The 18,650-nt window shown below is 46.5% G+C and carries 20 protein-coding genes, 1 other RNA gene and 1 pseudogene; 5 read left to right on the top strand and 17 right to left on the bottom strand.

What is annotated here, in order from left to right:
* The 7 genes from DB398_RS16120 to DB398_RS16090 form a co-directional block, all read right to left on the bottom strand.
* On the bottom strand, positions 1-647 hold a 647-nt coding region (locus DB398_RS16120; protein WP_159076459.1), incomplete at its 3' end, for an FAD-binding protein.
* A gap of 253 nt (positions 648-900) precedes the next feature.
* Positions 901-1,455, bottom strand: a complete 555-nt coding sequence (locus tag DB398_RS16115) for a lysophospholipid acyltransferase family protein (RefSeq protein ID WP_108425479.1) — start codon at positions 1,453-1,455, stop codon at positions 901-903.
* Between the two features lie 30 nt (positions 1,456-1,485).
* Positions 1,486-2,613 (bottom strand): iron-containing alcohol dehydrogenase family protein, encoded by a 1,128-nt coding sequence (locus DB398_RS16110; RefSeq protein WP_234416354.1) that lies wholly within the window; start codon positions 2,611-2,613, stop codon positions 1,486-1,488.
* The gene (locus DB398_RS16105) at positions 2,613-3,314 is read right to left on the bottom strand and encodes an HAD family hydrolase (RefSeq protein ID WP_108425478.1); all 702 of its coding nucleotides are present in this window, start codon (positions 3,312-3,314) and stop codon (positions 2,613-2,615) included. Before DB398_RS16105 ends, DB398_RS16110 begins: the two co-directional genes overlap by 1 nt.
* Positions 3,305-4,018, bottom strand: a complete 714-nt coding sequence (gene kdsB / locus DB398_RS16100; RefSeq protein ID WP_199913428.1) for a 3-deoxy-manno-octulosonate cytidylyltransferase — start codon at positions 4,016-4,018, stop codon at positions 3,305-3,307. Before kdsB ends, DB398_RS16105 begins: the two co-directional genes overlap by 10 nt.
* Before the next feature lie 36 nt (positions 4,019-4,054).
* On the bottom strand, positions 4,055-4,618 hold the full coding sequence (locus DB398_RS16095; protein WP_108425489.1) for a DUF4126 domain-containing protein: 564 nt from the start codon (positions 4,616-4,618) through the stop codon (positions 4,055-4,057).
* A gap of 30 nt (positions 4,619-4,648) precedes the next feature.
* The gene (locus tag DB398_RS16090) at positions 4,649-6,082 is read right to left on the bottom strand and encodes an ATP-dependent DNA helicase (RefSeq protein WP_108425476.1); all 1,434 of its coding nucleotides are present in this window, start codon (positions 6,080-6,082) and stop codon (positions 4,649-4,651) included.
* A gap of 194 nt (positions 6,083-6,276) precedes the next feature.
* On the opposite strand from DB398_RS16090, the gene DB398_RS16085 reads away from it, so the two are divergent.
* From DB398_RS16085 to DB398_RS16075, 3 genes are read left to right on the top strand one after another with little or no spacing between them, the layout of a single operon-like run.
* On the top strand, positions 6,277-6,924 hold the full coding sequence (locus tag DB398_RS16085) for a hypothetical protein (RefSeq protein WP_199913427.1): 648 nt from the start codon (positions 6,277-6,279) through the stop codon (positions 6,922-6,924).
* Positions 6,905-7,738 carry a DUF3822 family protein gene (locus DB398_RS16080; RefSeq protein WP_234416353.1) on the top strand — a complete coding sequence of 278 codons (834 nt, stop codon included), beginning with the start codon at positions 6,905-6,907 and terminating at the stop codon, positions 7,736-7,738. The genes DB398_RS16085 and DB398_RS16080 overlap by 20 nt, the downstream gene beginning before the upstream one ends.
* Positions 7,738-8,271, top strand: a complete 534-nt coding sequence (locus DB398_RS16075) for an RsmD family RNA methyltransferase (RefSeq protein WP_108425473.1) — start codon at positions 7,738-7,740, stop codon at positions 8,269-8,271. Before DB398_RS16080 ends, DB398_RS16075 begins: the two co-directional genes overlap by 1 nt.
* Positions 8,272-8,349: 78 nt before the next feature.
* Here the strand turns inward: DB398_RS16075 and rnpB are convergent.
* Positions 8,350-8,653, bottom strand: an RNA gene (rnpB, locus tag DB398_RS16070) — RNase P RNA component class A.
* 104 nt (positions 8,654-8,757) lie between these two features.
* Between rnpB and DB398_RS16065 the strand changes: the two are divergent.
* Positions 8,758-10,496 (top strand): annotated as a pseudogene (locus DB398_RS16065) (DNA polymerase III subunit gamma/tau).
* Between the two features lie 55 nt (positions 10,497-10,551).
* On the top strand, positions 10,552-11,133 hold the full coding sequence (locus DB398_RS16060) for a MiaE family protein (protein WP_108425472.1): 582 nt from the start codon (positions 10,552-10,554) through the stop codon (positions 11,131-11,133).
* A gap of 7 nt (positions 11,134-11,140) precedes the next feature.
* On the opposite strand, the gene DB398_RS16055 is transcribed toward DB398_RS16060, so the two are convergent.
* From DB398_RS16055 to pyrR, 9 genes are all read right to left on the bottom strand, one after another.
* Positions 11,141-12,022 (bottom strand): Ppx/GppA phosphatase family protein, encoded by an 882-nt coding sequence (locus DB398_RS16055; protein WP_108425488.1) that lies wholly within the window; start codon positions 12,020-12,022, stop codon positions 11,141-11,143.
* A gap of 12 nt (positions 12,023-12,034) precedes the next feature.
* Entirely contained in the window at positions 12,035-14,110 is a 2,076-nt protein-coding gene (gene ppk1, locus DB398_RS16050) for a polyphosphate kinase 1 (RefSeq protein ID WP_108425471.1), read from the bottom strand.
* Between the two features lie 4 nt (positions 14,111-14,114).
* A complete protein-coding gene (locus DB398_RS16045; protein WP_108425470.1) occupies positions 14,115-14,600 on the bottom strand; it encodes a SixA phosphatase family protein in 486 nt (161 codons plus the stop codon).
* An 11-nt stretch (positions 14,601-14,611) separates the two neighbouring features.
* On the bottom strand, positions 14,612-15,259 hold the full coding sequence (gene pdxH, locus DB398_RS16040) for a pyridoxamine 5'-phosphate oxidase (protein ID WP_108425487.1): 648 nt from the start codon (positions 15,257-15,259) through the stop codon (positions 14,612-14,614).
* A gap of 97 nt (positions 15,260-15,356) precedes the next feature.
* Entirely contained in the window at positions 15,357-15,779 is a 423-nt protein-coding gene (locus DB398_RS16035) for a hypothetical protein (RefSeq protein ID WP_108425469.1), read from the bottom strand.
* Between the two features lie 64 nt (positions 15,780-15,843).
* Positions 15,844-16,749: a ribonuclease Z gene (locus DB398_RS16030; protein WP_108425468.1), complete on the bottom strand. Its 906-nt coding sequence runs from the start codon at positions 16,747-16,749 to the stop codon at positions 15,844-15,846.
* A complete protein-coding gene (locus tag DB398_RS16025; RefSeq protein ID WP_108425467.1) occupies positions 16,746-17,078 on the bottom strand; it encodes a ribonuclease Z in 333 nt (110 codons plus the stop codon). The genes DB398_RS16030 and DB398_RS16025 overlap by 4 nt, the downstream gene beginning before the upstream one ends.
* A 1-nt stretch (position 17,079) precedes the next feature.
* Positions 17,080-18,006 carry an aspartate carbamoyltransferase catalytic subunit gene (locus tag DB398_RS16020; RefSeq protein ID WP_108425466.1) on the bottom strand — a complete coding sequence of 309 codons (927 nt, stop codon included), beginning with the start codon at positions 18,004-18,006 and terminating at the stop codon, positions 17,080-17,082.
* Positions 18,007-18,010: 4 nt separating this feature from the next.
* Positions 18,011-18,547: a bifunctional pyr operon transcriptional regulator/uracil phosphoribosyltransferase PyrR gene (pyrR, locus tag DB398_RS16015; RefSeq protein ID WP_108425465.1), complete on the bottom strand. Its 537-nt coding sequence runs from the start codon at positions 18,545-18,547 to the stop codon at positions 18,011-18,013.
* Positions 18,548-18,650 lie beyond the last annotated feature (103 nt).

The raw sequence follows: 18,650 nt of genomic DNA, 5'->3' as shown, positions 1-18,650 counted from the left end.
TAGAAGCACACCCCCCGGTCGTTGTTGATCCGCTTGGTGAGCATCGACATCCGTGAGGGATATACGGGAACTCCCGACTTCTTCGCCCCCTTGATGTAGAACAGCTCGTGCAGCCTTGGTTTGGGCGGGGGAAGGAAGAATCCGTCAGGGTCGTTGCGAAGCCCCTCATTGGTGCCGAACACCCCGATCATCTTGTCCACCTTGTCATAGTACGGTTTTACATCATCATAGCTGATCGGCCAGTCGTCCCCGTGCCCATCGATGCTCTTGTGCTTGAAGTCGTCGGGGCCGAAACGGAGCGATATCCGCCCCCAGTGGTTCGTGCGGCCGCCCAGCATGTGCGAGCGGAACCAGTCGAACTTCGTGCCGTCCTTGTGCGTGTATGGCTCGCCCTCTATCTCCCAGCCACCGTAGGCGGCATCGAAGTCCCCGAAGGGACGTACCGTCCCCGCACCGCGCCTGGGCGACTCGTAGGGCCAGCGCAACTGTGTCTTCTGCTCCGGGTCCGCCGGGTCGAAGAAAGGGCCCGCCTCCACCACGGCCACCTTCAGACCCGCGTCCGCGAGCACCTTGGTCGCCATGCCTCCACCAGCGCCCGATCCGACCACGATCGCATCGTAGACCGTACTGTTCTCCTTTATCTGCATTGTTCCTTTTTTTTAATGTATGTTATCGAAGTGTTTCTATTCTGATTTTAATGAGTATCATCATCCAAAAAATGGTCCTTTTGTGTCCCTATCGAAATCCAATTTGGCATGGACATCTCATTTTGGTGACAAATGGTTAATATTCCCAATTTTCATACTAGAAACCTTACTTTTTAGACCAACAACAGATCCAAAAAGATTAATGGCACCTATGCCTCCCAAAAGGGTCAATTTACATTTTTTGAGCAAAAACTTATTCGTGTTGCCATAAAAAACTGAATTCCCTTACCTTGCCCGTTACCCCTTGATAAAATTGGTGGATCCTGCAAAAATCCTCTTCCATATTGTCCGTGGGGTAAAAAGGCTCTCCTATCTTCACTTCTTTCTTGCCAAAATCGAAGGCAACCATGACCAACGGCACTTGGGCCTTTTTGGCGATATGATAAAATCCTGTCTTGAGTCTTTCCACCTTTTTACGTGTCCCTTCCGGGGCCAAGGCAAATCGAAAGACCTCTCTTTCGTTAAAAATACGGGAAACACTGTCCACCATATTGGAGTTCTTGGAGCGATCTACCGGGGCTCCGCCCGTCCATCTGAAAAACCATCCAAACGGTGGTGCAAACAAGCTCTTTTTGGCGATGTAGTTGATTTCCTGTCCCACAACCTTTCGCACCAAAAGTCCCAAAAAAAAATCGAGCCAATGGGTATGGGGCACTACGATGACCACGCATTTGTCCACATCGGGAAAGGAGCCGTTGAGCTTCCAGCCCAAGACCTTGAAATAAATAAACTTGGCCAGTCTTCGCATGGTCTAAGTGGTCCTGCGCTTTTGAACAGGTTAAATCTTTTGGTACAAGGCCTGCAATCGTGCAGGGGTCATGATTTTCTTCCAATCTTTTCCCAAGGCATTCTCCCAAAGGGCCTCCAATCCCAACGACACATTGATCATTACATCAAAATCATTTTGTGTGAGATCGGCACAGATGCCTTGCGGCAATACTATACCGTGTTTTTGTATCATCTGGTCAAAAATGGCCACTCCTTCTGGGTAAAATTCCCCAAGATGCTGGAATACCAGACAATTGCCCAACCCGTGCTTGACTCCCAACAAATAGGAAAGTCCGTAACTCATGGCATGTGCCACACCCACTTGTGAATAGGCAATGCTCATCCCTCCGTGCCAAGAGGCCATCATCAATTTTTCACGGGAATCAATCTCCGAAATATCCCCCAAAAACACCTCTTTGCAAAGCTCCATGGCCTTTTCCCCATAACTCTGGCTGAAAGCATTGAGATAGGTTCCTGTGAGCGATTCCACACAATGGATAAAACAATCCATCCCGGTGTAGAACCATTGTTCCTTTGGAACGGTCTTGGCCAAATCGGGATCTAGCAGCACTTGGTCGTAGGTGGTGTAGTCTGAATTGATCCCCAACTTTTTATCAGGGCCGAGCAAGACCGTCGTTCGGGACACTTCTGCCCCTGTTCCGCTTATGGTGGGCACTCCCACATGGTAAATGGAGGGTCTGTGCACCAAATCCCACCCTTGGTAATCCTTGGCGGAACCTTTGTTGTTCAAAAGGATGGCCACGGCTTTGGCCAGATCCAAAAGCGTTCCGCCTCCTATGCCGATGACCCCGGATGGCATCTCATCATATTTTTCCCTGATCTGTGCCACCAGTGCATCCACTTGTTCCGTTTTGGGTTCTTCTTCTGCGGATATGAATATGATCTCATCGTTCAGCATCAATGGAACCCTTGAGGCAAAGTCCTTGTTTTCAAAAAAGTCATCCACCAAAAAAATAAAAGGAGCTTCTGAGCTTTTCCGCATGGGCAACAATATGTCCCCCAATTGGGAAAAACATCCCGGCCCAAAGACGACCTTGGGGACCATGGGAAAATTCCTATATGTAGTCTTGTCCAATGAGGTTATGATCTGTTTTTTCAAATTGCTTTCTATGTTCATCAGTTATCCAAATACTTCAAGATGTCCCTGAGACTGTTCAGTTTCAAATGTCCGTTCACTTGTTCCTCTGGCAGCATTTCGTGCGCCCATGTGGTATGGAACGGTACATGCACCGCCCTTGCCCCTATGTTCAAGATAGGCAATATGTCCGATTTCAGGGAATTGCCCACCATTAAAAACTCGCCCACATCTATCTTCAAATGCTCCAGCAGATTGCTGTAATTGTTTTCTTTTTTATCGCTCAACACCTCCACGTGATGAAAATACTTGGAGAGCCCCGATCTTTCCAGTTTGCGCTCCTGATCCAAAAGGTCACCTTTGGTGAGTACGATCAACCGGTACTTGTCCACCAATTGGGAAAGGACCTCTTCCACGCCATCCAACAGTTCCACGGGATGGGCTATCATTTCTTTGCCCAGGTCCAATATTTTTGAAATGGTTTCCTGGGGCACCCTATTGTTGGACAGGTCCAATGCAGATTCGATCATGGAGAGCATAAAGCCTTTGATCCCATAACCATAGGTTTCCAAGTTGGCCATCTCCATTTTGAAAAGCTCCTGATCCACTTTGTTCTTGGTCTCATATTCGCCCAAAAGCTCGGCGAACCTTTCCTCGGTTTCCCGAAAATAGGTCTCGTTCACCCAAAGGGTGTCATCGGCATCAAAGCCAATGACCTTTATGTCCTTGAAGTTTACTTCCATACTCTTCTGGCGTTTTCCAGATCTTCAGGGGTATCTATTTCTATCCCTGTGATATGGGTCTCCACCATTTTTATCTTTTTACCATATTCCAAAAACCGAATGGCCTCTATCTTCTCTTTGGCCTCCAAGGGCAACATGGGCAGTTGCTGAAAATCCAACAGTGCCTTTTTCCGAAAGGCGTAGATTCCCTTATGCTTGTAATAGGGCGCCTTGACATCCATGTCCCTAGGATAGGGAATGGGTGATCGTGAAAAATAGAGTGCACAACTTTGATTGTCCACAATGACCTTGACCGTGTTGGGGTTCGATATTTCGTCCCAATCGGTTATGGGGGTCATCAATGAGGCCAGGTCGATTTCTTTTTCCGGGTCGTTTTTGAACACCTGGATGACCTTTTCCAAACTTGCCTTGTCTATAAAAGGTTCGTCCCCCTGCACATTGATCACTATGTCCACATCCATATCCTCTACGGCCTCTGCGATCCTGTCGCTTCCGCTTTCATGTTTTTTCTTGCTCATGATGACACTACCGCCAACCTCAGAAATGGCCTCGGAAATCACGGGACTGTCCGTGACCACATACACCTCATCAAAAAGGCCTGTGCTCAGTGCGGCTTCGTAGGTCCTGACAATGACCGGTTTCCCGGATAGGTCCTGCATCAGTTTTGCAGGAAATCTTGAGGCCTGGTACCGGGCCGGTATCATGGAAATTACTTTCACGTCTCTTATTTTTATGTAACGTTATTTTCTAGGTCGAAGTTTTCTATAGATCCTAAAAATGCCCACCAATATGATAATGACCAAAATGGCTGCAATGGGGGGCACTAAAATGGACGCCGTGGAAACGGTAACAGCTGCCCCTGTCTCAATGGTGGACACCAAAGGATTTGCCAATCCCCCTGTGGTGGCCGAAGAGGTCAATCTTCCGGCTGCATTTGCCCCTTTGATGGCAGTGGCCGTTCCTCCTCCTGCTATGATGGCCAAGGACCATGTGACCACCGGGTCCAAATTGGCGACCGTGGAAACCATGACCGCCGTACCCGCAATGGCGGCCAAGGGAATGGCCAGACTGTCAAGGGCATTGTCCACCCATGGGATAAAGTAGGCGAATATCTCCACCAAGGTAGCGACCCCAAAAGTGATCAATGCCGCCAAGCTCCCTATCCACTGCCAATTTTCATTGAGATCCCAAGCACCCATATACGCTGCCAAACTGAGGGCAAAAAGGGGCAGGAACACCCGAAACCCGACGGATGCCGCGAGTCCTATTCCCAAAAATATACTTATAATGGTATCTGGTTCAATGTTCATGGCGATGTCTAAAATAGAATATTCCTAATCAAGAAAAAAATCATCTTTAAAACCGATAAGGTACAATTGCCGCTTGGCCCTTGTGACCGCTGTGTAGAGCCATCGCAAATAATCTTTGTCGACTCCATTCGGAAGGTAGGGCTGCTCCACAAATACCGTATCCCACTGTCCCCCTTGGGATTTGTGACAGGTTATGGCATAGGAAAATTTCACCTGAAGGGCATTGAAATACTTGTTGTTCTTGACCCCCATGAACTGTCTATATTTGGTTTTCTCATGGGCATAGTCCTTCAGCACTTCTTGGTACAGCCTGTTTCCGTCGTCATAGGAAAGTGAGGGGCTCTCCGCATTGATCGTATCCAGCAAAAGAACAGTCTCAAAAGGTTTTTGATTGGGATAGTCCACCATCTTCACCTTGACCTCGGCAAACAAAAATCCGTAGAGTTCCTTTATGGCAAAAAGTTCCAACACTTCTATGATGTCGCCATTGGCAATGAATCCTGCCTCGGAGTTGGGACTGAGCCAAAAATAGTTGTTCTTCACCACCATCATGTAATCCCCCACCGAGAGTTCATTGTCCAAAAAAAGGATACGCTCCCTAATGTTCTGGTTGTAAAGATTGGCCCTTTTGTTGGACCGTACAATGATCGCTGTTTCTTCCTTTCCGCTCTGGCTGTAGGATGAGTCTATGGCCTCCTGTATCTCCGACCCGTCAATAAGTCGGATGATGTCTTTGTACCCACCCAACTCAAACTTGAAATCTTCAAAAAAATGAGACTGCAACTGCTCCCGAAGGTTGGTGGCATTATGGAGGATACCGGAGCCATCTGCCTGCCGCATCACTTCGTCCAGTTCCAGACAATCGACCTCCTTATCATAATTCAAGGACAAACGATCTTCATCCAGAGCAGGGCTCATGTCCAGTTTTACCGGTGGTAACTGTGCCGTATCCCCGATAAGAACCAATCTACAATTGTGCCCTGAGTGCACATAATATATAAGGTCGTCCAACAGGGATCCATTTTCAAACAATTTGGAGTCGGCGGGCGTGTCGGGGATCATAGAGGCTTCGTCCACGATGAATATGGTGTTCCGATGTTTGTTGGGCGCCAAGACAAATTGGATCCCTCCCCCTGATTGCTTCTTCGGGAAATAGATCTTCTTATGAATGGTAAAGGCCTGATTACCCGAATAAACGGACATCACCTTTGCTGCTCGACCGGTCGGGGCCATCAATATGGAACCCATCTTCACTTTCCAGAGACTACTGACCAGGGTGGCCACCAAAGTCGTCTTTCCCGTACCTGCAAAACCCTTCAAAAGAAATACCTTGTCCCTTTTTGACTCTAGGACAAAGCTGGATAACTTTTCCAAGGCCAGGGCCTGCTTTGGGGTAGGTTCATGTGGAAATTTTTCAGTTAAAATCCTTAAAAATTCGGGTGCATTCATATCCTTCATCGCTTTTAAAGATAGCATGGTTTTTTAAAGCAAAAAGTTTCCTGAATAAAAAAAAATTGTAGATTTGTCAGTAACCACTAAATTAACTTTGAAAGACAGTATCAGATATGTTAAACTTAATTCTTATCGTAGTATTAATATGCCTTGTAACCCTAGGGCTTGTATTCTTGATTGACAGATTTTTACCCCAAAAAATAAAGCCCGTACTGGTCATCGTATTTGCGCTTTTGAGCATTTTTCTAGGTTACAGGATATATGAATCCATCAATGCCCCCATCGAATTCAACAAAGTAAGAAAAGAAAGATTTTCCAAGATCATTGCCAAACTTAAGGACATCAGGGATTCGCAAGAAGCCTATAAAATGGTCAATGGAAATTATGCCAACAATTTTGAGAGCCTCATCCAGTTTATCGATACTGGCAACTATACCATCACCTCGCAAAGAGATTCCTCTTTTATGAGGTTCGACAAGGCCTATCAGATTGATATGCAACAAGACACAGTGATTATTGACACCTTGGGAACTGTAAAAGTAAAAGATTCCCTTTTTGGTGCCGATGACCGCTACAAGACCATGATGAACGTTCCTTACGCCCAAAATGGCGAAAAGTTTGAAATGGAAGCCAAGATCATTGACAAGAGCGGATACAAAGCTCCTGTTTTTGAGGCCAAGGTCAAGAAAAATGTTGTGCTATATGACCAACCTGCGGATTTGGTCGCAAGGGAAAACGCCCTTCAGAGTGTTGAGGAAGTGAACGGTACCGAAATCAAAGTAGGGTCGTTGAACGATGTGAGCACCAATGGAAACTGGCCTCCTATCTATGACAGAAAAGACAATTGATATAGAACAGTCAAAAGAAAATAACACACATAGAAAACTGTCCATTCAAGCTGGCTTGAATGGACTTTCTTTTTGTGTGACGGACACCATTACCCATAAAATACTCGCCTTTGAGAAAATAACCTTCAAAGCGCAGTCCACCCCTTATTTAATGCTCAAGGAACTCAAGGCCAAACTTGGGCAGAGCGGCGATGTTGGGAGCAACTTTTCCGAGGTGATGGTCATCCATAAAAACAATATGTTCGGGCTGGTCCCAAAACCTTTTTTCAACAAGGAAGAACTTCCGAACTACCTGAAGTTCAATGCCAAGATCATGGCAAACGACCTTATTGCTTATGACGAAATCCCCAATCAGGACATCGTCAACGTCTATATCCCCTACACCAATATCAACAACTATATTTTTGACCTTTTTGGCGAGTTTGAGTTCAAGCACAGTGGTACCGTACTTATTTCGGCGCTATTGAACGAAGGCAGGACCGTGATCGGTCCCGTATGTTACGTGCAGGTTTCGGAAAAGGAAATGGAGGTGATGGTCGTTTCCGATAAAAAATTGCTCTTCTACAACCAATTCGAGTACAAGAACCCCAACGATTTTCTCTATTACCTCCTCTTCAGTCTGGAACAATTGCAGTTAAGCCCGGAAAAAATCCAACTAAGGATGTTCGGGGCCATTGAGGAAGGAGACGCCATATACGAACTCTGCCACCAATATGTTGGACAGGTGTCCGTTTTTGTGCCCAATAGCCCTTCCTTTCCTTTGGAAGAACTGGAAAACGAGGTAATCGACTTTTCCATATTAAGTGCCCTTTGATGCGGATCATTTCTGGAAAATACAAAGGCAAGAGATTGATTGCCCCAAAAAAATTGCCGGTCAGGCCCACCACGGACATGGCCAAGGAAGGTTTGTTCAATATATTGAACAACCGTTATTATTTTGATGGGCTCAAGGTCCTGGATCTATTTTCAGGTACAGGCAACATCGGTTTTGAATTTGCCTCCAGGGATGCCGGGGAAATCATTGCCGTGGACAGCTTTCCCGGCTGCGTGCAATACATTTCCAAGACTGCAAAAGAACTGGATTTTCCCATCGAAGCCATCAAGTCGGATGTGTTCAAGTATTTGGAACGTACGCCCGAGAAGTTCAACATCATTTTTGCGGACCCTCCCTATAGCTTTGATCAAGAACAGTTTTTAAAGATTGTCGATTTGGTGCTGGAAAGGGAACTCCTGTTGGAAGACGGCTTGCTGATTGTGGAACATTCGGACCAAACAGACCTTTCATCGCACCCCAATTTTTCCGAGCATCGGAAATACGGAGGGAGTATTTTTAGTTTTTTTCAGTAAATTATCTTGGGGAAGACCACAACGCATCCGTAGGAAAGCACATTTTCATTTCAAGACAAAACCCAAAGATTATCGAGTAAAAAAAGCAGGCCATAAGCCGGATTCTGTAATCCCTTTCGGGACTCCTTATCATTTATCTAGGTCTTTGGTTGCCCAAAGGCTCCAACCGCCTACCCTCCAACTCGAGCGTGCAGCCCTCAAACATTGGTTTACATGGCGTTTCACCGCATAGAGTTTACCTGGTTTCACTACAGCCGAACTGTACTTGCTTTCTGTTGCACTTGTCCTCGCCTCTCGACGGACGGGTGTTACCCGCTATGCTGCACTATGGTGTCCGGACTTTCCTCCCCGATACAATCGGGACGATAAGGTGGCCTGCTCCCGCAAAGGTAATCCAATTGTTAATAAAAAAAGGGTATCCAGGTCACATACCAATGGCTTTGCCCGTTCCTATTTTTATATTTGTAGTATCTCAATTGTCCCGCTTTGGAACCTTTTATAGTATCCGCTAGAAAATACCGTCCCCAGACATTCAAGGATGTGGTAGGCCAAGAGGCCATCACCAACACCCTACTGAATGCCATTGAGAACAACCATTTGGCCCAGGCGCTCTTGTTTTGCGGACCCAGAGGGGTCGGGAAGACCACTTGCGCCCGTATTTTGGCCAAAAAAATCAATCAGGACGGTACGGAACGGGAAGACGAGGACTTTGCCTTCAATATTTTTGAACTGGATGCCGCTTCCAACAATTCCGTGGACGACATCCGAAGCTTGATTGACCAAGTACGCATACCCCCACAAGTGGGCAAGTACAAGGTGTATATCATTGATGAGGTGCATATGCTCTCCCAATCGGCCTTCAATGCCTTTTTGAAAACCTTAGAAGAACCACCAAAACACGCCATTTTCATTTTGGCGACCACGGAAAAGCACAAGATCATCCCTACCATCCTTTCCCGATGCCAAATATTTGATTTTAAACGGATCACGGTAAAGGATGCTTCGGAATACCTCAAATACATTGCAGAGCAGCAGGGTGTGGAGGCCGAGGAAAGTGCCCTTCATATTATCGCCCAAAAAGCGGATGGTGCCATGCGTGATGCCCTTTCCATCTTTGATCGGGTCGTAAGTTTTTCAGGCAAACAGCTTACGCGCAAAGCCGTCACCGAAAACCTGAACGTGCTGGATTATGACATTTATTTTTCAGCTACGGACCTCATCTTGGAAAACAACATTCCAGAGCTGTTGCTCCTATTCAACAAAACACTGTCCCTTGGGTTTGATGGGCATCATTTTATTTCTGGCCTTGCCTCCCATTTTAGGGATTTGATGGTCTGCCAACATCCGGACACACTAAATCTTCTGGAAGTAGGGGAAGATGTAAAAAAACAGTACCAAGAACAGGCCAAAAAAGCGCCCAAGGATTTTCTGCTCAAGGCCATAGACATGGCGAACGAGTGCGACCTTCAATACAAGGTGAGTAAAAACCAGCGGTTGTTGGTAGAACTTACCCTCATGAAATTGGCCTCCATCACTTTCGATGGAGAAAAAAAAAAGCTGATTTCATAATCCCAGCCTCGCATTTTTCAAATGTTGCTCCCAAGAAAAACGGAACACCAGTACCCCAGCACAAGGGGATTACCCAGAATACAGCAGTAGGGGACACCACACCCGAACCGGTAAGCGAACCTGTAAAAGAAGAAGTCGTTGCCGGACCCGAGGAGGTCTATGAACCCGTCAAAAAAATCCAAATCAAGAGCCCAGAGAAAAGGGTTTCTGGGCTTTCGCTCTCCAGCATCAAGGTCAAAAAGGCCCATGAGGGCAATAAAACCTCGGAAATCTCCGAGGAAGACCTTCCAAAGGATGCCTTTTCTGAAGAGGACATGCAGCAACATTGGGACGATTTCGTCCATCAGTTGGAAAACCAAGGCAGAAAAATATTGGCCAGTAACCTGAATGCCGATGTCCCCAAACTAAAAAACGGGAACACCATTTGGATTGAGCTTCCCAACAGCACCATGAAAAAAGAGGTGGAACGGGAACAGAGCCTGATGATGGACTACTTGAAACAAAACCTCAACAATTATTCCATCACCCTGCACATTACGGTAAACGAGGAGGTCGCCAAAAAGTTTGCCTTCACCCCTGAGGAGAAGTATGAAAAATTAAGGGAAAAGAATCCCGCCATTGACCTGCTCCGCAAAGAGTTCGACCTGGATTTCTAAACATCCTACCGCAATACTCGTATCTTTGTAGCTCGAAATTTTCAAACACATACGCATGCTAGGCCTTAAACTACCGACGGACCCGCGATGGGTGAACATCGTTGAAAAAAACATTGAAGAAATCCTTACCGACCATGCTTACTGCGAACAAAAAGCAGCGAGCACTGCCATTTCACTGATCATCGGTTTCCCAGAAAAATCGGAGCTTGTAAAGGAAATGACGGCTCTGGCCAGGGAGGAAATGGGGCATTTCAACATGGTGCATGACAAGATCCTTGACCGTGGCTGGGTGTTGGGCCGTGAGCGGAAGGATGAATATGTGATCGAACTGATGAAATTCTTCCCCAAAGGCGGAAGCCGGGAAACCCATCTGGTTCACAAACTGCTTTACGCAGCCCTTATCGAGGCCAGAAGCTGTGAACGTTTCCGCTTACTTTCCGAAGAGATCCAAGACAAAGAACTGGCTGATTTTTACCGAAACCTTATGGTCAGCGAGGCCAACCATTACACTATGTTCCTGGCCTTTGCCCGAAAATATGGGGACAAAAAGGAAGTAGATCAAAAATGGCAGGCCCTGTTGGAGCATGAAGCGGAACTGATGAAAAACCTTGGAAAAAAAGAGACCATGCACGGCTAGCCCCACACTATTGGTAGTATAGGGTTTTGATCATCCCATCGGCCAGACCGATTTTGGGCACATGGATTTTTTTGGCCTTGCTCCATTTTGCAGCGTTCAGGAATATTTTGGTCGCAGGAATGATCACATCCGCCCTATCCTGGTTCAGCCCCAGTTCGGAAATACGGTCCTCATACGCCATACTGTTCAGAAAGTGGTACTGCGCGTTCAGCCAGATGTAGGATAAGGGCTGGCCTATTTTCCGACCTGACATTTTATGGAGCTTGTTGATGTTTCCGCCCGAACCAATGATCTCCACCCTACCATCTGTGGGAAGGTTTGTCTTGATCCAAGTCTTGATTTCGTCCCAAACGGTGTCATCCACCAAATTGCTCAAGATACGTACGGTACCGATCTTAAAGGAATGGGACATCACGGGTTTTCCTTTGTCAAAAATGGTAAACTCGGTACTGCCACCGCCCACATCGACATATAGGTACATCCTATCGCTCTTGATGATATCTTTCAAATCGGTGGATGCTATGATGAGGGCTTCCTTTTTCCCATCGATCAGCTCGATTTTCATCCCAGCCTCCTTCATGACCCGCTCCACGACTTCGCGTCCGTTCTTTGCCTCCCGAAGGGCAGAAGTACCACAGGCCATATATTTTTCCACACCATAGACCTGCATCAACAGGTCAAAGGATTTCATGGTACTGACCAGCCGGTCCATGTTCCTTTCAGAAATCTTTCCCCTGAGAAAAGCATCCTCCCCCAAACGGACAGGCACCCGAACGAGCTCACTCTTTTTGAAGGCCGTGGGCCTGTTCTCCTGTTCAATGACATTGTTGATCAACAACCTTATGGCGTTGGATCCAATGTCTATGGCGGCAAATTTGCGTATGACCAAATTCAAACGGTATTAAGATTCCAATTTCTCTTGATAATATCGGTACATCTCTATCTGTGACCGAAATCCGACCTCACCCCTCGCTTTCTGGCGATAGGCGTTGTCCTGTTTGGCCGATAGTACCCGGGCCTTCATATTGTCCCTCCACGAAATATCAAAAGTGTCCAACAGCTCCTGTTTGATTTCCTCATCATAGATGGGACAGCCCACTTCTACCCTAAAATCAAGGTTCCGGGTCATCCAGTCAGCCGAGGAAATATAGACCTTGGGATGGCCTCCATTGGCAAAAATGAACGATCTGGGATGCTCCAAGAACTTGTCCACTACACTGATGGCCTCAATGTTCTCGCTCATGCCCTCAATTCCGGGGATAAGACAACAAATACCCCTGATGATCATCTGAATCTTCACCCCTGCCCTACTTGCCTCATAGAGTTTATCCACCATCTTATAGGAGGTAAGGCTGTTCATCTTTATTTTGATGTAGGCCTCCTTTCCCTGTTTGGCGTTATGGATTTCCTTATCGATAAGTTTGATGAAGGTGGACTTTGTGTAATGTGGGGAAACGATAAGATGCTTGTATTTGTTGATCTTGTAATTGGTCTCAAAGAAACCGAACACCTTGCTCATATCCTTCAAAATCCCTTCGTGTGCCGTGAAAAGGGTGTAATCCGTATAGATCTTGGCCGTGGACTCATTGAAGTTCCCGGTACTGATAAACCCATACCGTTTGATCCCATGGCCCTCTTCGCGTTCTATCATACAGATCTTACTGTGCACCTTCAGTCCGGGCACGCCAAAGATCAGGTGGACCCCTTCTGCCTGCAGATAGTTGGCATATTCAATGTTGTTCTGTTCATCAAACCTTGCCTGTAGCTCAATCTGAACGGTCACATGCTTACCATTCTTTGCCGCATTAATCAAGGCCGATGCAATCTGACTGTCACTGGCCAATCGGTATATGGTGATCTTGATATTGCGGACCTTCGGATCCAAGGCAGCTTCCCGCAAAAACTTCGTCACATAACTGAACGTGTGGTATGGGGCATAGATCATGTAGTCCTTGTGGGCGATCATTTCCAAAAGACTTCCCTTCATACTGAACCCTTTTACGGGCAGTGGCTCAATTTTCTCGTACATGAGGTCGTGCCTGCCCAAACTTGGAAATCCCATATAGTCCCGCCTATTGTGGTACCGCCCTCCCGGGATCACGCTATCCGTTCCCATGATGTCCATTTTCTCCTTCAAGAACTGCAGGGTATCCTTATCTATCTTTTTGTCATAGACGAAACGGACCGGGTCACTTATTTTCCTGTGTTCCACACTGGAAGAGATCTTCTCGATGAAACTCTTGCTCAGATCGTTGTCGATATCAAGCTCGGCATCCCTCGTGATCTTGATCATATGGGCGGATATGGACTCAAATTCGAACATGGTGAAGACATTGTCCAAACAGAAACGGATAAGATCATCCAAAATGATGATGTAATTCTTCTCCCCTTCTTTGGGAAGGACCACAAAACGATCGATTCCCTTTGGGATCTCGATCAGGGCATACCGGTTATGTTTGCCCTGCCCGGAACCGTTCTTCATCACGATCTTTACGGCCAAATAGGCCGCGGTGTCCTTGAGCAAGGGGAACTCTGTAAGATCATTGAGGATGATGGTCATCAACTCTTGGTTCACCTTTTTGAAATAGTAGTCGCGTATGAACTCTGCTTGGCTCTCGCTTACCTCTTTTTCATCGATGATGAAGATATTTTCCGACCTGAGCTCTTTTTCAATGGCCTTAAAGATTTCTAGGCTACGTGCCTGTTGGTCTATCACTATTTTGGTGATCTCTTCCAAAAGGTCATTGGCCCTTTCCCCTCCCAACACGCTTTTACCGGTTTTTCCGGCATCCACGATCCGTTTCACGGTGGCATATCGAACCTTGAAAAACTCATCCAGGTTATTGCTGAAGATTCCCAAGAACCGCAGCCGGTCAATCAGTGGCACCCTTTTGTCATTGCTCTCCTGGAGCACCCTGGCATTAAAACGCAACCAACTGATTTCCCTGTTTATATATTCATTCTTAGTTTTTATCATCTACTTATCTCAACTGTTTTGGAAAGACCGTTTGTCTTGTGGTGCCCTTGGAAACTTTGGACCAATCGTCCACATCAAATGTAATGTGCACCAGTCCTGAAGTGGGAACGTTTTCAATATACTGATCTCCCCAAGCATTTGCAAGTGATGTAAAGGCATAATTATGGCCAAATAGGGCCACTGTTTCCAGACCATTGTCCAATTGTTCCACAAAGCGCTGCACACTGTCCCCGGAAAAATCATACAACGATTTGTCCACCCTGAAATGCGCCAGGTCAAAATCAAAGTTGCGGACAAAGATCATGCTGGTATGGAGCGCCCTAAGGGCGGGACTCGAATAGATGGCATCCACTTTGGGTGCATGGGCCTTGAATGTTTTGGACACCATATGTGCATCGTTGATGCCTCTTTGCCGCAGGGGCCTGTCCTTATCGGAAACCTCGTAGTCCCATGAGGATTTTGCATGCCTCATCAATATCAATTGTTTCATCGTAGTGAAATTTAAGGTGCCAAACGTTCTATTTTCCAGTCGTGATCTTCCTGAAGGGTATATCTTATCCTATCATGTAGCCTATTGGGCCTTCCCTGCCAAAATTCAATGGAAATGGGCCTTACCAAATAACCGCCCCAATGCTGTGGCCTTTCAATGGTCTGCCCTTCGTACTGCTTTTCCAATGCCTCCAGTTCCTTTTCCAACACCTCCCTGGAACCGATCACATCGCTTTGGTTGGAGACGACGGCACCCAACTGGCTCCCAAAGGGCCTGGACTCGAAATAGCCATCCGAGAGATTTTCCGCTATCTTTTCTGCATTCCCCTTGATGATGACCTGCCGCTCCATATTGGGCCAGAAAAAAGAAAGGCACACCGAAGGGTCGGCCGCAATGGCACGTCCCTTTTCGCTCTTGTAGTTGGTATAGAAAATGAACCCTTCGTGGGTGTATTTTTTCATCAACACCACCCTGCTCTTGGGAAACCCATCCAGACCAATGGTGGAAACGGTCATCGCATTGGGCTCGTCCACCCCATCCGAGGCCTCCACTTCATAGAACCATTTCTGGAATTGCTCCAAAGGGTTCTCCTTGATGGAACCTTCGGTCAGCTCACTTTTTTCGTAGGATTTTCTGTAATTGCCAAGGTCTTTTTGCATGATGTGAATTTCGGCAAAATTCAAATCTCAACAAAAGATAGTTCCGTTAAAAAGAATACTTTTTATTCCAATCCATGGGAAGTAGGAATAGTGATGGTCAATCCACCCTATCGTACTCCATCTGGGTAAGTACGGGAGCATCGGCAGGGTATGAAATATATTCCAAATGGAGCACATCGTCCTTTATCCAAAACTTGCTTTTGAAGAATCCTTCGGATTGTGCTGCCCGTAAAATCAAACTATCCCCTTCAACTTCAAAAACACCTGAAACTTCTGAAAAACCGGTGAGCTCTGTTAAGGGTTTTCCATTAAACCCAAAAAAATCCGAACTAAATCCATAAGTTGAGTCGGCCATAAATGTATAGGAAGTAATAATCTTGCCATCCCCCTGATCAAAGGTGTCGCTCCACTGGCCCAACAAATCGGCCACTGAACTTTCTCCATGGTCATCATCCTTGTCATTACAGGATACCATTAAGACAAATAGGGTGTAAATACTTGCAAGTACGGCTTTTTTCATGAGCAACAGATTTTAACCCTAAGATGCAAATACCTGAAAATGGTTGCTTTACAGGCTCAACGCCTCAGAATTCAAAAACCTTTCCATCATCCGCCAACTCCACATGGGAAAACACCTCTTGCGCCTCCTCCTTAAAAAGTTCGATGGATTTGTACCTTGTGGAATAATGTCCCAAAACCAGTGTTCCCACTTTTGCCTGCTGGGCAATCTGGGCCGCTTGTTTGGCCGTGGAATGCTTGGTTTTTGCGCAGAGATGGGCCTCGGAATCCAAAAAAGTGGACTCATGGTAAAGGGCGTCCACGTTCGCTATCAGGGGCACTATACTCTCCTTATAGGCGGTATCACTGCAATAGGCGTAGCTTTTCGGCTTCGGCGGGTCCAAAGTGAGTTTCACGTTGGGGACCATCTCTCCATTTTTGGAGATACCATCAGCCCCATCTTTTATATTGATGTATTGGCTCTTATCAACTCCAAAATGCTTGGCCGCCTCCACATCCAAAGTGCGGGGGGCTTCCTTTTCCCGGAACAGGAACCCATTGGTATAGACCCGGTGATCTAAGGGAATAGTATGCACGCTGACCCTGTCATCCTCAAACAAAAGTGTTGTTTCCTTTGATTCGATCTCATGAAAGATCAGGGGAAAATTGGTCCACGAATCGCCCAGTTTCAAAAAGAGGGTAATGGCTTCCTTGATGCCCTTGGGCCCATAGATGTGCAGTTCGTTTTCCCGTCCCAAAAGCCTGAAAGTGGAAATGAGTCCGGGCAACCCAAAAAAGTGATCGCCATGGAGGTGGGAAATAAAAATATGCTTGATCCTGGAAAATTTGACCCGGTACTTCCGCAATTGCACCTGGGTTCCTTCGCCACAATCGATCAAAAAAAGATGGTTCTGTATTTCAAGCACCTGGGAGGTGGGATTGGTAAACGTTCTTGGTGTCGCGGCATAACAACCTAGAATGGTCAACCTCATAGATCCAAATCCCTTTCTATTTCCTCCATTTCAATGAGGTCCTTGGCCTCTTGTAAGGTTGGCACAAGGCTTATCTCATCGGGTATCTCATCATAGGAAACCCTGTCCGTGACCAGCACGAAGGATTTTCCGGAGCGTTTGTGCGTATTCGAAATATCCAAAAACTCCAAGATATCATTTGCTGTCAATTTATTGAATGAGAACAGGTTGACAACAATATGGTCGTGTTTCAATTTGGGATAGGCGTTGTTCAGGTTTGCCATGAAGGTAGAAAGCGAGGTTTTCTCCTGAAAAACAATGGTGGTCGTTCCTTCTTTGTCGAAAATCATCTTACTTAATTTTTGATGCCAATAAATAGAGTACTGCCATGCGGACGGCCACTCCGTTCTCCACTTGGTGCAGAATGATGGATTGGTCGGAATCCGCAACATCACTTGTGATCTCCACTCCACGGTTGATGGGTCCTGGGTGCATGATCACAATCTGTTTGTCCAAGCTGTCCAGCAGCTCCTTGTTCACCCCAAATTGCTGGGTATATTCGCGGGTGGAGGGAAAATAACTGATGTCCATCCGTTCGTTCTGGACACGGAGCATATTGGCTACATCGCACCATTGTAGGGCCTTCCTTAAATCCGTTTCCACAGTGACACCCAAAGATTCTATATGCTTTGGGATAAGGGTCCTTGGACCACAGACCTTGACATTGGCCCCTTGCAGTTTCAATGCAAAAATATTGGAAAGGGCCACCCTGGAGTGCAGAATGTCCCCGACAATGACTACGTTCTTACCACCCACATCGCCCAGTTTTTCCCGTATGGAAAAAGAATCCAAAAGGGCCTGGGTAGGGTGTTCGTGTGCCCCATCGCCGGCATTCACAATGGCCGCCTTTACGTGTTTTGAAAGAAATATGCCCGCACCGGGATTGGGATGGCGCATCACCACCATGTCCACTTTCATGGAGAGGATATTGTTCACCGTGTCGATGAGGGTTTCCCCTTTTTTTACCGAGGACTGGCCTGCGGAAAAATTGACCACATCGGCAGACAATCGCTTTTCGGCCAGCTCGAAAGAAAGCCGTGTTCGCGTACTGTTCTCAAAAAAGATGTTGGCAATGGTGATATCCCTAAGGGTGGGCACTTTTTTTATGGACCTGTTGATGACTTCCTTGAAATGGTCCGCTGTTTCAAAAATGAGCTCTATATCCTTCTTGTTCAGATATTTGATTCCCAGCAAGTGATCTACACTCAATTCGCTCATTGTTCTATTTGCTTACTAAATATACGATATCTTCTCCGTCATTTTCTTCCCACATCACCTTCACTTTTTCGTTGTTGATGGCATCCACCTGCCTGCCCCTGTAATTGGGCTGTATGGGCAAATGCCTACTGAAACGTCTGTCGATCAAGGTGAGGAGCTCGATGTTTTTTGGTCTTCCGAAGGACTGAATGGCCGTAAGGGCAGCTCTGATGCTCCTTCCCGTGTACAGCACATCGTCAATGAAAACCACTTTTTTGTCCTCGACCAGAAAGTCCATTTTAGTGGTATTGGCCTTAAGGATCTCCCCACGTCCAAAATCGTCCCTAAAAAAGGTAATGTCCAAAAAACCTAGGGAGATGTTCTTCACTTCATACTCCTGTTTCAGGATCTTGGCCAACCTTTCGGCCAAAAATACGCCTCTGGGCTGTATGCCTATAAGTGCCGTATCCGTAAAGTCCAAATGGTTTTCCAATAGCTGACAGGCCAGCCGGTGCAGTATGATGTTGATTTCCTTTGAAGTGAGAAGTACTTTTTGGCTCATAGGTTTTGCGACCGACTCTGTTGTATGCAAAAGTAAGCAATTCTTTAGAATGGCAACGACACAAAAAAAGCCCCACTGGAAACAGTGGGGCTTTTGTTTTTAG

The sequence above is a fragment of the Flagellimonas amoyensis genome (genome assembly GCF_003058265.1).
GTDB classification, from domain to species: Bacteria; Bacteroidota; Bacteroidia; order Flavobacteriales; family Flavobacteriaceae; genus Flagellimonas; species Flagellimonas amoyensis.
Note: the sequence above shows the minus strand (reverse complement) of the source record. Positions and strands in the feature narration are given on the sequence as shown.